General features: G+C 55.3%; 16 protein-coding genes. 5 read left to right on the forward strand and 11 right to left on the reverse strand.

Going from position 1 to position 13,678, the window contains the following annotated elements:
- Nucleotides 1-131 precede the first annotated feature (131 nt).
- Nucleotides 132-1,139, forward strand: coding sequence for an NADPH dehydrogenase NamA (gene namA / locus ACZ439_RS09980; protein WP_054795892.1), 1,008 nt, complete (start codon nucleotides 132-134; stop codon nucleotides 1,137-1,139).
- Between the two features lie 243 nt (nucleotides 1,140-1,382).
- Here the strand turns inward: namA and ACZ439_RS09985 are convergent, their stop codons facing one another.
- The 4 genes from ACZ439_RS09985 to ACZ439_RS10000 form a co-directional block, all read right to left on the reverse strand.
- On the reverse strand, nucleotides 1,383-1,643 hold the full coding sequence (locus ACZ439_RS09985; protein WP_054795891.1) for a GapA-binding peptide SR1P: 261 nt from the start codon (nucleotides 1,641-1,643) through the stop codon (nucleotides 1,383-1,385).
- The gene (gene gap / locus ACZ439_RS09990) at nucleotides 1,622-2,677 is read right to left on the reverse strand and encodes a type I glyceraldehyde-3-phosphate dehydrogenase (RefSeq protein WP_127608546.1); all 1,056 of its coding nucleotides are present in this window, start codon (nucleotides 2,675-2,677) and stop codon (nucleotides 1,622-1,624) included. The genes ACZ439_RS09985 and gap overlap by 22 nt, the downstream gene beginning before the upstream one ends.
- Before the next feature lie 239 nt (nucleotides 2,678-2,916).
- On the reverse strand, nucleotides 2,917-4,158 hold the full coding sequence (locus tag ACZ439_RS09995) for a sensor histidine kinase (protein WP_196426982.1): 1,242 nt from the start codon (nucleotides 4,156-4,158) through the stop codon (nucleotides 2,917-2,919).
- Between the two features lie 201 nt (nucleotides 4,159-4,359).
- Entirely contained in the window at nucleotides 4,360-5,091 is a 732-nt protein-coding gene (locus ACZ439_RS10000) for a ThuA domain-containing protein (protein ID WP_054795887.1), read from the reverse strand.
- Nucleotides 5,092-5,307: 216 nt separating this feature from the next.
- On the opposite strand from ACZ439_RS10000, the gene ACZ439_RS10005 reads away from it, so the two are divergent.
- Nucleotides 5,308-6,246: a helix-turn-helix domain-containing protein gene (locus tag ACZ439_RS10005; protein WP_054795941.1), complete on the forward strand. Its 939-nt coding sequence runs from the start codon at nucleotides 5,308-5,310 to the stop codon at nucleotides 6,244-6,246.
- A 56-nt stretch (nucleotides 6,247-6,302) separates the two neighbouring features.
- Here the strand turns inward: ACZ439_RS10005 and ACZ439_RS10010 are convergent, their stop codons facing one another.
- On the reverse strand, nucleotides 6,303-7,874 hold the full coding sequence (locus ACZ439_RS10010; RefSeq protein WP_464620970.1) for an extracellular solute-binding protein: 1,572 nt from the start codon (nucleotides 7,872-7,874) through the stop codon (nucleotides 6,303-6,305).
- Entirely contained in the window at nucleotides 7,871-8,419 is a 549-nt protein-coding gene (locus ACZ439_RS10015) for an RNA polymerase sigma factor (RefSeq protein ID WP_127608549.1), read from the reverse strand. The genes ACZ439_RS10010 and ACZ439_RS10015 overlap by 4 nt, the downstream gene beginning before the upstream one ends.
- Nucleotides 8,420-8,632: 213 nt before the next feature.
- Here ACZ439_RS10015 and ACZ439_RS10020 point away from each other — a divergent pair, with 213 nt between their 5' ends.
- Nucleotides 8,633-8,893 (forward strand): GlsB/YeaQ/YmgE family stress response membrane protein, encoded by a 261-nt coding sequence (locus tag ACZ439_RS10020; protein ID WP_141335996.1) that lies wholly within the window; start codon nucleotides 8,633-8,635, stop codon nucleotides 8,891-8,893.
- Between the two features lie 88 nt (nucleotides 8,894-8,981).
- A complete protein-coding gene (locus tag ACZ439_RS10025) occupies nucleotides 8,982-9,458 on the forward strand; it encodes a YtxH domain-containing protein (RefSeq protein ID WP_054795884.1) in 477 nt (158 codons plus the stop codon).
- Between the two features lie 532 nt (nucleotides 9,459-9,990).
- Here ACZ439_RS10025 and ACZ439_RS10030 read toward each other — a convergent pair.
- From ACZ439_RS10030 to ACZ439_RS10050, 5 genes are all read right to left on the reverse strand, one after another.
- The gene (locus ACZ439_RS10030; protein ID WP_054795883.1) at nucleotides 9,991-10,311 is read right to left on the reverse strand and encodes a hypothetical protein; all 321 of its coding nucleotides are present in this window, start codon (nucleotides 10,309-10,311) and stop codon (nucleotides 9,991-9,993) included.
- 117 nt (nucleotides 10,312-10,428) lie between these two features.
- The gene (locus tag ACZ439_RS10035) at nucleotides 10,429-11,238 is read right to left on the reverse strand and encodes a sigma-70 family RNA polymerase sigma factor (protein ID WP_054798853.1); all 810 of its coding nucleotides are present in this window, start codon (nucleotides 11,236-11,238) and stop codon (nucleotides 10,429-10,431) included.
- Nucleotides 11,235-11,684 (reverse strand): anti-sigma B factor RsbW, encoded by a 450-nt coding sequence (gene rsbW, locus ACZ439_RS10040; RefSeq protein WP_054795882.1) that lies wholly within the window; start codon nucleotides 11,682-11,684, stop codon nucleotides 11,235-11,237. Before rsbW ends, ACZ439_RS10035 begins: the two co-directional genes overlap by 4 nt.
- Nucleotides 11,685-11,704: 20 nt before the next feature.
- Nucleotides 11,705-12,064, reverse strand: a complete 360-nt coding sequence (locus ACZ439_RS10045) for an STAS domain-containing protein (RefSeq protein WP_127608554.1) — start codon at nucleotides 12,062-12,064, stop codon at nucleotides 11,705-11,707.
- A gap of 68 nt (nucleotides 12,065-12,132) precedes the next feature.
- Nucleotides 12,133-12,672 (reverse strand): DUF948 domain-containing protein, encoded by a 540-nt coding sequence (locus tag ACZ439_RS10050; protein WP_464620971.1) that lies wholly within the window; start codon nucleotides 12,670-12,672, stop codon nucleotides 12,133-12,135.
- A 231-nt stretch (nucleotides 12,673-12,903) separates the two neighbouring features.
- Between ACZ439_RS10050 and ACZ439_RS10055 the strand changes: the two genes are divergently transcribed.
- Complete coding sequence (locus ACZ439_RS10055; protein WP_372814233.1) at nucleotides 12,904-13,389, forward strand: Dps family protein; 486 nt, start codon at nucleotides 12,904-12,906, stop codon at nucleotides 13,387-13,389.
- The last annotated feature ends 289 nt before the right edge of the window (nucleotides 13,390-13,678 follow it).

Consider the following 13,678-nt stretch of genomic DNA (forward strand, 5'->3'; position numbering starts at 1 on the left):
ACGGAGTAATCGCGAATACTGGTACATTTTGCACGAATCCCCATCAACATGCTATGATTAGGTTAGTTTGAGACATCGAGTTAATTACTAACCTTTTTTAAGAGACCAAGAATAAAGGATGTGGAGTATTCATGCTTTTTACTTCTTACCCCCTTAGGAACCTTACGCTGAAAAACCGGATTGTCATGTCGCCGATGTGCATGTATGCATGCGCCGATGAGTCGGGCCGTGTGAACGACTGGCATCGAATCCACTACCCGTCGCGCGCCGTCGGGCAGGTCGGTCTGATCATCGTGGAAGCGACAGCCGTCACGGCGCAAGGGCGCATCTCCGCGAACGACCTTGGGATCTGGAGCGATGAGCATGTTGCCGGGCTGCGGGAGCTCACGGCGCTCGTTCACGGTCAAGGCACGCATATCGGCATCCAGATCGCTCATGCCGGACGCAAGGCTACGGTAGACGGTCCGATCGTGGCTCCGTCGGCGATTGCATTCGACGAGAAGAGCCGGACGCCGGAAGCTATGACGCTCGGGCAGATCGAAGAAACGATCGCTGCCTTTGGCGCCGCCGCCCGCCGGGCGAAGGAAGCCGGCTTCGACGTGGTGGAGATCCATGCTGCGCACGGGTATTTGATCAATGAGTTCTTGTCGCCGCTGACGAACAAGCGCGATGACGCTTATGGCGGCGATCGCGCCCGCAACTTCCGATTCTTGAGCGAGGTTGTCCGGGCGGTCCAAGCGGAGTGGGACGGTCCGTTGTTCGTGCGCATCTCCGCTAGCGACTACCATCCGGAAGGCATGACGCCTTCTGATTACGTCGAGTACGCACGCCTGTTGAAGGAACAAGGCGTCGATTTGATCGACGTCAGCTCCGGCGCTCTCGTGCCGGTTCCACCGAAGGTCTACCCCGGCTACCAGGTGCCGTTCTCGGAGCAGCTACGGCGCGAAGCGGGCATTGCGACCGGCGCGGTCGGCTTGATAACCGAGGCCGAGCAGGCGGAGGAAATTTTGCAGAGCGGCCGCGCGGACTTGATATTCCTCGGTCGCGCGCTGCTGCGCGACCCGTACTGGCCGCGTACGGCGGCGAAGCGCCTGGGCGTACAGCTGGAGCCGCCCAAGTCGTATACACGCGCCTGGTAAGAGCGGGCACCTGCGTGAAGACAGAGAGAGCCGTTCGGGATACATCCCGGACGGCTTTTTGTGATATCGCCGAATCATGGACGGAACTCAAGCACTTCGCATATTCGCTGCTTTCGCCGATCCCCTTGCCCGCCAGCATACAAATAGGCCAACCAGAAGTTTCCGGCTGACCTAGAGATACGAAAAAGCCTGTGTAGCCCGTCCTCTATTCCCGAGAGGGGCGGATACACAGGCCTTCGGCTATTAGCAGAGCTCGGTGTAGGTGCGCATATGCAGCGGTTGAGCGCCGTCTTCGCCCAAGCCCGCCCCACTTGACTCGGCAGACCGGCTGTTGCCGGAACACGACGGATCGTCGCACTGGCTGTAATAGAAAGTTACTTTACGCGTCTCCTGCGTGCCGATTAGCTGCCCGCAGTGCTTGCACAGAATCGTTCCGAGATGCCCTTGCCCGGCCTCACTGACCTTCGCTGCAGCGTCTACCTTCAAACCACCGCTTCTTTCCATGTTTCATCGCTCTCCCTCGGAATGGAATTCGATACGGTTTGCGCCAAATCCATGACGCGGTTAGCATAGCCCCACTCGTTGTCATACCAAGCCAGCACCTTCAACTGATCGCCCGCCGCTGCCACCGAAGGTCCGTCGATCACAGCCGACTTGTCGCAGCCGATATAGTCGGCCGACACAAGCGGCTCGTCAACGTAGCCCAGATAAGGCGCCATCACCCCTTGCGAAGCGGCAAGCAGCGCAGCCTGGGCCTCCGCCGTATCGACCTGACGCTTCAACTGCATGGTCAAGTCGACGAGCGACACATCCGGCGTCGGTACCCGTATAGAGATACCGTTTACATATGGCGCCAAGTGCGGCAGTACGTCGATCAGCGCCTTCCCTGCGCCGGTGCTCGTCGGAATGATCGACTGTGTGCACGCTCGTGCTCTGCGGAGATCCTTATGCGGATTATCCATATGATTCTGATCGCCGGTAAATGCATGTACGGTCGTCATCCAAGCGCTCTTCACGCCGAAGCTCTGATCGATGACATGCAGAACCGGCGCGACGCAGTTGGTTGTGCAGGACGCTGCCGAAATCAAATGATGCTGCTGCGGAACATAGCGGTCGTCATTGACACCCATGACGACGGTGAGATCCATTCTTTTGCCCGGTGCGGTGATGATCACTTTGCGGGCTCCCGCCTGCAAATGCTTGGAAGCGCCCTCACGGTCATTAAACTTGCCGGTCGCATCGACAGCCAGCTCGACGCCAAGCTCCTTCCACGGAATGGCCACCGGGTCCCGCTCGTACACGATGCGGATCCTTGCTCCGTTAATGACCAGGTCCCCTCCGTCGACGCGGATGTCCGCCTTCCACGTGCCGTGGACCGTATCGTATTTCAACAAATGCGCGATCGTCTCCGCCGGGTACACCGAATTAACCGCTCGAACACCCAGCCCCCGCTTATCTGACTCAAAAGCATGCCGCACCAACAACCTGCCGATACGTCCCATCCCGCTTATCCCTATGGAACCTGCCTGATCTGCCATCGAGGTATACCTCCCGCGCTTGATATCGTGTGTATTATTTATAATTAATGTATAACATATATTTAAATAGTATGCAACATTTAAATCATTTCTTGTATTCTGATGCTTCATAAATGAGAAAAGTGCACAAAAAAACCTTCCCCTTTCAAAAGCTCCGATGCGGGGGAAGGTCGATTTCCCGAATGCATCCGAAGCTTAACAGGTGAAGGCAGCTCTTGTTAGGATATGACGTCTTACTCTCAGCACGTCGGAAGCGTAATGATAAACTTCGTCCCTTTTCCCTTCGTGCTGCTTACTTCAATTCTGCCGTTCATCGCCTTGGCGACGCTGAAGGCGACCATCGTGCCGAGTCCGGTTCCCTTGGTTTTCGTTGTATAATACGGCGTGCCCAGCCGTTCCACTTCCTCCGTCGACATCCCGGCTCCGCTATCGATGATGCAGATGCGCGCTTTCTTGCTGTCGCACACAGCTTTGACCTCAAGCGTTCCGCCACCCGGCATCGCCTCGATTCCATTCTTGAGCAGATTGATCAGGCATTGGCGGAACTTATGTTTATCGCCCAGCACGAATCCTTCTCCGACGCCGGACACTTTGATTTCAACCTTGCCGAGCAGCGCGTAGGGCTCCAGCACGCTGATCACGTAAGCAAGCTCGTCGGCGACCTGCAGCCGGGAGACCATTTCCGCTTCGGGCTTCGCATAGGCGAGATAGTCGGTTATGATGTGCTGTGCACGATCCATCTCTTCAAGCGTAAGCCGCAAATACCGGGCATCCTGCTCGTTGTCCTTATGGCGCTCCAGCAGCAGCTGCAAGAAACCGCGGGACACCGTCAACGGATTGCGCACCTCATGAGAAACACTCGCGGCAAGCTCGCCGATCACTTGAAGCCTCTGAATTTGCATCATCTCATTGCGCATAAGCATATTTTTGCGCATCGCCTCGATAAATCCGGCAATCATGCCCGAGCTCAAAGCCTGAATCGATAAACCAAGCAGTACGTACCCGGTCAGGGGATCGTGCACCTCTTCCGGAGTGTTCATGTAAAATCCGTAAAGCGACACCATGACGGACAACGTGGAGAGCAGAACGACGACGGAAATTTTCATTTTTGGAGAATAAGTACGGAACCGGATGATGCCGATTTGAATGAGCAGCGCCGTAACTGCATTGATGAGCAGCGTATACGGCGATGGATCGTGAATAAGCAAGATATCAAGCAGCAGCATGAATCCGGCAAGCCAAGCCGATATACGATGCCCTCCATACAGCGAGGCGATGATAAACGGTATCAGGTGCAAATCAAACTGATGACCGGCCGTCAGCCCGATCGGGAACAACATGCACAATCCGATTGAAAGCAATCCCATCAGCGTATAACTGAGGTTGGGCAATTTATGTCTGCGCCGCTCCCCCCAGAATACATCATACAAAAAAATCGGAAATAAGATAAAAAAAAGATTGCTCAGCAGGCTGGTCAGCATGAACGACATGCGCTCCTTCACGCAGAAATCTGGAAGTTGGATTCTACCCTTAGCAGTTCGACGTTCTGAAAATAGTTCCTGCTAATCGCGCATTTTTTTGGCATTATTACAAAAAAATCCGGCATCTTCTCTGCAACTGCAGATCAGAGCCGGATTTCGCCTGCTCAGGCTTCGTGCGTAACGCCGCACGCGGTTTAGACGCTAGCCTTTCGCTTTAATCGTCTCAAGCGGTTTATGGTTGCCGTATGTCGGATACTCGCGAGTCGTCGGAGCTGCCCAATAAGCGGCGTTGCGAATAACCCGGCGAATTTGCTCATTATAATAGGTCGGGTACGCTTCATGACCGGGACGGAAATAGAAGATCTTTCCTTGGCCCCGATGGAACGTGCAGCCGCTGCGGAACACTTCTCCGCCTTCGAACCAGCTGACCATGACAAGCTCGTCCGGAGCAGGGATATCGAAGTGCTCGCCGTACATTTCTTCTTCCGGGAGCTCGATGTATTCGCCGATTCCTTCGACGATCGGATGGTTAGGCGCTACGACCCAGATGCGTTCCTTCTCGTCCGCTTCGCGCCACTTCAGATCGCAGCCGGTTCCCATGAGCCTCTTGAACACCTTCGAGAAATGCCCCGAATGCAGCACGATCAAGCCCATGCCCTGCAGCACCCGTTGCTGCACGCGGTCAACAATTGCGTCCTGCACCTGGTCATGCGCTTTATGTCCCCACCAGATCAGCACGTCGGTGCTGTTCAGTCGCTCCTCGGACAGACCGTGCTCCGGATCGTCGAGCGTGGCGTAGGCGACTTCCACGTCGGCGCCGAGTCCTTCGCCAATGGCCGTATGTATGCCTTGCGGATATACCGAGCGAATACGTTCACTTTCTTTCTCATGCCGAAATTCGTTCCAAACGGTGACGCGTAATTTTTGACCCATCGTCCCATTCCCTCCACATCTTGTGTTCGTGTTACTCTCAGTATAGTGATTCAAACGGGGAAAAGATATGCTTAATCCTGCTTCATCTATATGCAATACTGCTCTCCTCTATCGATTCGTGATATACTGGTTAGGGAAGTGACTACGATGAAAGCTGGTCGTATATATGCAAAAGCGTTCTTCGGAAGCGAGGTCGGTTACGCTGTGAAACCTTTAATGCCGGTGCAGTCCGATGTCATGATCGAGGATGTCGTGTATCAAAATCCGCTGCTTTTTCTGAAAATATGGGAAATCCGCTCCGATAAGAGCGAAGATGGTACGAGCGGCTCTCCCGATCCGTGTCTGTGGCATTATCATAAAGAGGTCGAGTTTCTGGCGATCGTGGACGGCATGCTCGGCGTGCAGACGAAGCATGACTATGTTGCGCTTGGCCCCGGCGATGTGATGGTGCTGGGTTCCTCGCAATTGCACCGCACCCATAAGGCAGCCGTCGGGGAATTAAAATATGTCGTGTTTCAGGTGGATTTGACGCAGCATTTTGACCAGAGCACGCTGCCTTATTTAAGCTCGTTCTCCGAGCTGACAGAGCCTTTGAGTAAACTGAACTACATCTTCGCCGAAAATGCCGCTGCCCGGGCGCAGGCTCACGCGCTGGTTATGAACATCTATACGGAGGCGCTGCAGCGCACGCGCGGATACGAACTCGCCGTCAGCTCGGCCATCAAGCAGCTGCTGCTGCTGTTGATCCGCTCGGACGAGCGGGGCGTGCTGGGCGGCGTGCAGGACGCTGACCTGCTGCGCTTGCGCCCGGCGCTGGATTATGTCGACCGCCACCTGAGCGAGAAGATCGCCGTGGAGGACGTATGTGCCGTGCTGCACTTGAGCTACCACTACTTCATCAAGCTGTTCAAAAAGGTGATCGGCCTGTCGTTCATCGACTACGTGAACTACAAGCGCGTTAAAACCGCCGAGCGTCTGCTCCTGACGCAGGACCTCAGCGTCACCGAGGTCGGCGAGCGAGTCGGCATTCCGAACATGGCGCAGTTTTACAAGCTGTTCAAGCGCCACAACGCGTGCTCGCCGAAGACGTTCAAACAGCGCATGCAGAGCGGCGGCGGTCCGGCTTCCCGCGAAGCGGCAGCCGGGGCTGACTGAGCCCACACTGCGCCGCATGGGCGCGGTATGGGCTCAGATAGCGGAATTACAGAGCGCTATTGCCTGTTTTTTTCAAGCCCCGTATTCCCCTTCGGCAGAGGCACCAGCCCCGGTCTCTCGCTTTCCTCCGGGTTCCACAGCTTCTCCGCCTCAGCCTGCAGCTCGCGCAGCGCCTGTTCAAGCGTCTTGCGCCCTTGAAGCACCTCGGCTGACTTCGTTTGCAGCTTCTTGAACACCTCCCCGCTGATGGTGCGGCCAAGCGATGACGATCCGTCGAATAATAGATCCGAGGGCCGCACCTTCAGGAACGCCTCCGTATGCTTGCCGGGGACGCTTGCCACCGGCATCGCCGGACTTGCCGGATAACGATCAACCTCCAGCCGTCTCGGCTCTTCTTGCTGAATCAGCTTGATCAGCTCCCAGGCGGCCCGGCGGTTCGGGGAGTTGGCGCTGACCGCGAATATGCCCCCCAGCGAGAAGGTCATCGATTCCGAAGGGCGATCCGGATGAACAGGCTCGCTCGCCACGTCCCATTCCGGGGCATTCTTCGAGGCCTTCAGCGTTTGGATATAGCTGTACCGCTGCAGCGTCATCGCCGCTTTCCCCGTCAGGAACGGGTCCGGGGTCCCTCCCGTCTCCGCACGGTTGCCGCCGGATGCCGATTGAGGCGCTTCGTATACGGCCCCTTCGCGCAGCGCCTCAAGCACGGTCGCCCACACCATCCGCCACTGCGGCGTATCGATCGCCACCTGCCTGGTCTTCGGATCAATGATGGAAATTCCCGCCGCATTCGCCACCTGCATGATCATACTGGTCGGCCACGACCCGTTCCCCGTCGCCAAACCGTACACGCCTTCCCGCCTGCCGCCTCCTTCGCCGATGGCGGCAGCTATGCCGAGCAGCTCCTCCCAAGACATCCCGTCTTCCGGATAGGCCACTCCATAACGATCGAACAGCGCTTTATTGTAATAAACCGCAAGCTGGTCGAAGCTCGGGGCAAGGCCGTACAGCTTGCCGTCGCCTTGCTTGCGCAGCGCCTCGATCAGGCCCGGATGGGCTGTCTTTAGCGGAAATCCGTCCTTTTTCACAACCTCATCGAGCGCGTACAGCTTGCCTTGACGCACAAGGGTCGCAAACTCCGCACCGTTCACCCCCATCACATCGGGCAGTTCCTCAACCGGCCATGTCGATGGATTCGACCTCATCACGCTGCTGACCGGAGAGACGTCGCCGTACGGAATAATCTCCACCTTCACATTCGGAAACTTCTTCTGAAAAACAGCCCCGTATTGCGACATAAACGCCTCTTCGCTGAAATAAGCCACCTTCAACGTCAATGCTGTATTCGGGTCTAGCGGCTGCAGCGCCGGGTCTTTCGGCTGGGTCACCAACGGAGTGAACGCCGATTTCAGCCGATCGGCTTCGGTCACACCGAATACAACCGCTCCCAGCAAGGCGGCAGCAGGCAACCATAGCCATTTGCGGCTCCGCCCTCTAACCGGCGGCACCATCCGTACCCGCGCCTGCACCCGTTCGGCCAGTTCCTTCGAAAACCCGCCCTGAGACAACGGCAGCCGTCTTAACTGCTGTTCCCACGCTTCGGGTTCGTTACGCTCGTTTTTTGTCACAGGGTATCCCTCCCTTCGGTTTCCAATTGCTGTGATATTTTCGCTCTTGCCCGCGACAGTCGCGACTTCATCGTCCCGACGGAAATGCCCAGCAGCTCCGCGATTTCGACATACGACAGCTGATGATGCGCATGCAGCAGCAGCACCTCGCGCAGCTTCGTCGGCAGCTCCAGCACAAGCTTCCACACGTCCTCCTCCACGAGAGCGCTTAACGCTTGCGATTCGGCCGAGGCGACGGTTTCATCCCGCTTCAGCACGCCGAACGGCACAACGCGCCGAAACCACGCCGAGCGCCACTGATCGCGCACCGTATTGCGCGTAATCGCCAGCAGCCACGTCTTGATGCTCGCTTCACCGCGAAACGAGTAAAGCCGCTCATATACTTTCATAAATACATCCTGCGTAATGTCGTCCGCCGTCATCGGCTGACGCGTCAGAAAGAACGCGTAGTTCCATACATCCTCGCCATAGGTGAGCATCAGCTCGGATAAGATTTCGTTCTTATCCATACCTCCTGCGAGCGATTTCAAATACTCAAAGGCCACCCGGGTTCACCTCTCATCCAATTGGACGATGCAGGGATGGAAAGGTTCCCTTTTTCGCTGAAAAATCATAAACGCCCGGCGCCGATTGCGGTCGAAAATACCTGCAGCAGCTGTCGAACGGACGCCGAATACAGCCGCTTTTTGTTTCACCCTCCCGCCACCCGGGTAAAAGTAGACATGCAAGTAATCAACCTCAAAGGGAGCGTGATGAACATGTTAAGCTTGCTGATAACGTTAATCATGGCTGTTGTCATTGGATCTATCGGGTCGGCGATTGCGCCGGGCGCGATGCCGGGAGGTATGCTTGGTTCGATGATCGCCGGATTCGTAGGCGCTTGGCTCGGTGCCCTGCTGCTCGGTTCGTGGGGGCCGGTTATCGGCGGATTCGCCGTTTTGCCTGCCATCATCGGCTCTGCATTGTTCGTGTTCTTGCTCGGGCTGCTTGCAAGAGGCTTCGGCAAACACACGGCGTAACGGTTGTACAAACCCTGTAGCCCCGTAACCTGTAGGATTGATTCACACCGGAGATCGTGTGGATGACAAAGAGAAGGAGTGAGGAGATATGAGTACGGTGAACACGGAGACAAGACGAAGCGGCATGCTGATAGGAACGGTAATGGCCGGTCTGGCCGGCGCAGCGATTGCGTTGTTAACGGCGCCGAAATCCGGACGCGAGCTGCGCGGCGATCTGAAGGATCGTTTGCAGACGCTTCAGGCTAAAGGCGCAGACCTGGTGGGAACGTGTAAAGCGAAAGCTGTGGAAACGGCTCAGCTCGTGAAAGAGCAAAGCGGCATGCTTGCGGACAAAGCGCACACGGTTACCGACGACATGACAGATAAAGCCCGCGCTGCGACCGATCGCGCGGAAAGCGCCGCCCATACGGCCGTTGACCGCGCCTCATCCGCAGCGGAGAAGAAGCTCGGACAAGCGTCCGACTTCACTCATCGAACGATGGATTCCGCAGGCGATTCGTCGCAGCGCCTAGTCGACGGCGCCTCCTCTACGGCGCATCGACTGGCCGACAAATCGTCGCATTAATCCAAGCCCTGCGGGGCCCCCATCCAGCCCAAACCGTTGTTGCGGTTTAGGCTGGTTTTATGTTACCCGTCCATCCACAAGGTACACATATTCATATGCCTGATATTCACGTTGATCGCACCTCACCAACTCCGGGTTTCTGAAAGCAAAGGTATCCATTCCGGCTCCAGGGTCACATACTGCTTTACCTCTAGCCTGAGCGCTTCTTTAAGGCTCTCTTCCCCATACTGCGCACGACGACTAAGAAAGAGCGACGTAGGGATACATACTGCACCATGTACGCAAGGGCATCTTTACGACTCGGGTTCAACGATAGCTCGCTCAGGATCGACGGCGGGCAGCGCCATCACCATTCCCTGACCAAAAGCGGTGTGATCTTCCTCCGTCGGAAGACGAGCGGCCATTAACTCATTGAAGATTAGAGGATTAGAAGATTAGCGGAACACCAAAAAGCCGGGAACAGCTTGTCCCCGGCGTCACCTGCTTATGCACGGCCTTCCGCGCTGCGCATGCCGTCTGCGCTTTGTCCGCTCTATACCTGCTCCAACCGGATGATCCAGCTCTCCTCGGTCAGCTCATCCTGCTGCAAGCATACGTTTACGGGAATGCGCTCCTTCTCCGGCTTGACGAAATAACCGTTCTCCAAGTAGTAGCCGCGCTCCTTGGCCACCGCCAGCAGCATGCAGAACTTCTCCGCCGCACGAACGGCTTCATCCTGATTCGGGAACGCTTCCAATAGGCTGCCGAAGCCAAGCGGGTTGCTGGAAGCCTGAATCGACAAAATGTACGAACCTTCCTCTTCCCGGACCATGACTTCACTGCCGTCACACTTTATACGATGTTTAACTGCCATGAGAACCACCGCCTTCTCGTAAGTTTGGGTGCTTGTCTATCATTACCCGCTCTTTGCCGCGCTGAAACATGCCCCTTCTCCCGCTTCACGCAAAAACGCGCCCCACCCGGGACGCGTTTACGATCCGACGTCGCGATTGCCGCCGGTTTCTTGAAAGTAAGCCTTCAACTTATCGAGCGCACGCTTTTGTATACGCGACACACTCATTTGCGAGACGCCGAGCTGTTCGGCGATTCGCCGCTGCGACTGCCCTTCGGTATAAGCGAGATGAAGCACCTTCTGCTCTTCCGGCTTCAAATGTACAAGCGCATCCTGCAGCGTAAGCCGATTCTCCACCCTCTGATACGCATCGCTGGGACAGCCGATCACATCGCCGATCGTCGATCCGTTATCGTCCGATGACAGCGGCGTATCCAGCGAAACGTAATGGTAATAATCGCGTCCCGCCAAAATCTCGATCGTCGCCTCGACGGACAAGTCCATCGCTTCGGCGATCTCCTCCACGTTCGGGGAACGTTCCAAACGAACGGTCAGCTGATCGACCACCTGCTGGATTTGATTCCCCTTTTCCTTAATCCGCCTGGGCACCTGAACATACCAGGATTTATCGCGCAAGTAATTTTTCATATGCCCGATCACGCTTTTCATCATATAAGCTTCGAACTGCACGCCAAGCGTCAAGTCGAATTGCTTCAACAACCGAAGCACCGACATTTGCCCGACTTGGTACAAGTCCTCGAACAGGTCCGGACGGTTACGCGACATTTTACCCGCAGCCATCTTCACCATCGGCTCGTACTGACGCAGCAGCACCGTTGCCGTTTCATTACAGCCCGTCTCCTGATATCGAACGATTAATGCCTCATTCGCGATGGAAGGAGCTTCATCCGTGGTTCCGGGCACCGTTCGTTCCGAATTGATTTTCATACCATTTCCTCGCTTCGGATGAGGCGTTTGGTCAAAGTCACTTCCGTGCCTGCGCCTGTACGCACCTCAACATCGTCCATGAGCGCCTGCATCAAATATATACCGAGCCCGCCGACATTGATTTCATGGAGCGTCTTCTCATGCAGCGATTCGGCGCGCTGCGCTTTCGCCTCGTAATCGAAGCTCGGTCCTTCATCCTTCACCGTAATGCGCAGCCCGTCGTTCAGCCGCTCGAAGCGCACGTTCATCTTCCCGGGCCGACCCGGTTCGTAGGCGTGCACCACCGCATTATTGCAAGCCTCGGCGACCGCCACTTTCATATCTTCAATTTCTTCATACGAGAAACCGAGCTTGGAGCTGATGCCGTAAAGCGTCAGACGGACCAAGTCGATGTACTCCGGCTCGGCAGGGACAGTTAGACACACGGCGTGAGTTTCGGAATTCATAAGCTCTCTTCGATCCTTTCTTATCCGTTAATGATGCGGGCCTCAGACGAATCTGCCGGCGACTTCGGTTGCAGAAACGAAGTAATGCCCGTCAGATCGAAGAGTCTCCTGATTTTCAGCGGAATCTCTTGTACTGTAAAAGAAGCCTTCAAGACGTCCCTTGCTTTTAATACCGATACAATCACACCGATCCCCGTGCTGTCAATATATTGAAGCTGCCTTAAGTTCAAGACGAGGCCACGCCCGGTGTCCGCTACAAGCGGATCCAGCACGCAGCGCAGTTCCGACACCTTGGACAGATCGAGTTCGCCTTGAAGATATACAATGTTCTCCAGTTCCGTTTTTTTCGTTTGGACTAGAAAGCTGTTCGGTTTATCCATATGAAAATCCTCCTTGGCCGCTGCTTGTCTTGAAACTTCTGCAAGCAAGCCGTATCGGCTGCTAGAAACTAATTAACCGGAAACCTTCCTTTTGAAACACCGACTCCACAAACTTTATCGGTTGGGGACCGCGGCGGAGACGGCTGTCCGATTGTTTCGTCAGGTCGGGCGGATTCCGCTTTCTTCCTTTCGCGCCACTTCTGCCACAGCTCGATCACCATCGGCACCGTCTGCAGCACATGTTGAGCCGTTTCCCCTGCCGTCTTCGGATCTTTCGGTACGCTGTTCCGAATCGTTCCCGCCACCGCGGTGGACGCTTGCTTGACCGAAGAAGTAACTTCCTGGACGGCGTCGCCGATATTTTTGACCGAATCCACGACCGAATCGATCGAGTGCAGCTTGTTGCGAACGTCCACCGATACTTCGTTCGTGTGCCGCAACAGCTCCACCGCTTCCGTGCTGATGCCGTTCATTTGCTCCTGCAATTCACGAATAACCATGTTCGTCTGTCCGAGCAGGTCCGACACCGAGCGCAGCGTTTGAATAAGAAAAACGACTAAAGCCGCGAATGCGATGGCCACGACGGCCACACTAATTTCAATAATCATCCTGCATCCCTCCATATTCATGGTTCGATTGGGTATTTTTTAACCGCTCGGGACAAGCTTGAAACGCACAATTGGATCAGGATCAAATTTGTTTCAATCGGCTATCCTATGGGTAAGGAAAGACAAGCAGGCGGACAAGCGACGACCTGTTATTCCCGGACAGTTCGGGTGAGCCTCAAACCGCGCGGGCTGTCCAACCCTAAATAACAAGGATTCGGGAGGTAATAGACAATGGCTAAAGTAATGGAAAAGGAAACCGTTAAGGAAACCACAGGGACAACGGGTAACGACCTGCTGGCTTTACTGAATCAACAGGTTGCGAATTGGGCCGTCTTACACATAAAGCTGCATCAACATCATTGGTTCGTGAAAGGACCTCACTTTTTCGATTTGCATGCCAAATTCGAAGAACTCTATAATGAAGCCGGCCAGACGATGGACGAACTGGCGGAACGCATTCTTGCTCTGCAGGGATCTCCGGTATCCACGACCAAGGAAATCTCCGCAGCGGCGACAGTGAAAGAACACGCGCCTCTGAAATCGGCGGATGAGATGGTGAAGAGCGTACGCGACGACTTCAAGCAGCTGATCGATGAGATCGGACAAGCGATGGAGGTCGCCGAGAAGCAGAAGGATGACGGTACGCACGATATGCTGATCGGCATTCGTACGACATTGGAGAAGCATGTGTGGATGCTGGACGCCTATATAAAGTAAGATCGGCAACCGCAACAATGGCGGACTGTCGAAAGGGTTTACCCCTGGTCAGTCTGTTTTCCAATGCAGGCGATAACTGATCAAATTTGGGTAAAAATTACAGATTTTATATTGCCCATGGTCAGTTTTTGTGTTAGAATTTCCGCAAGGAACGCAGTCAGATCAGCATCATCACGCTACACGAACTCAGGAAACCGATAAGAGCAAGTCCGGTTTTCCTGGGTTTTTTTAGTAAATGACGCCAACCTGCTTGCGTTACCGACCGCACCGGAACCGGCTGCCGTTACAA

Source organism: Paenibacillus sp. JCM 9796 (assembly GCF_055379675.1).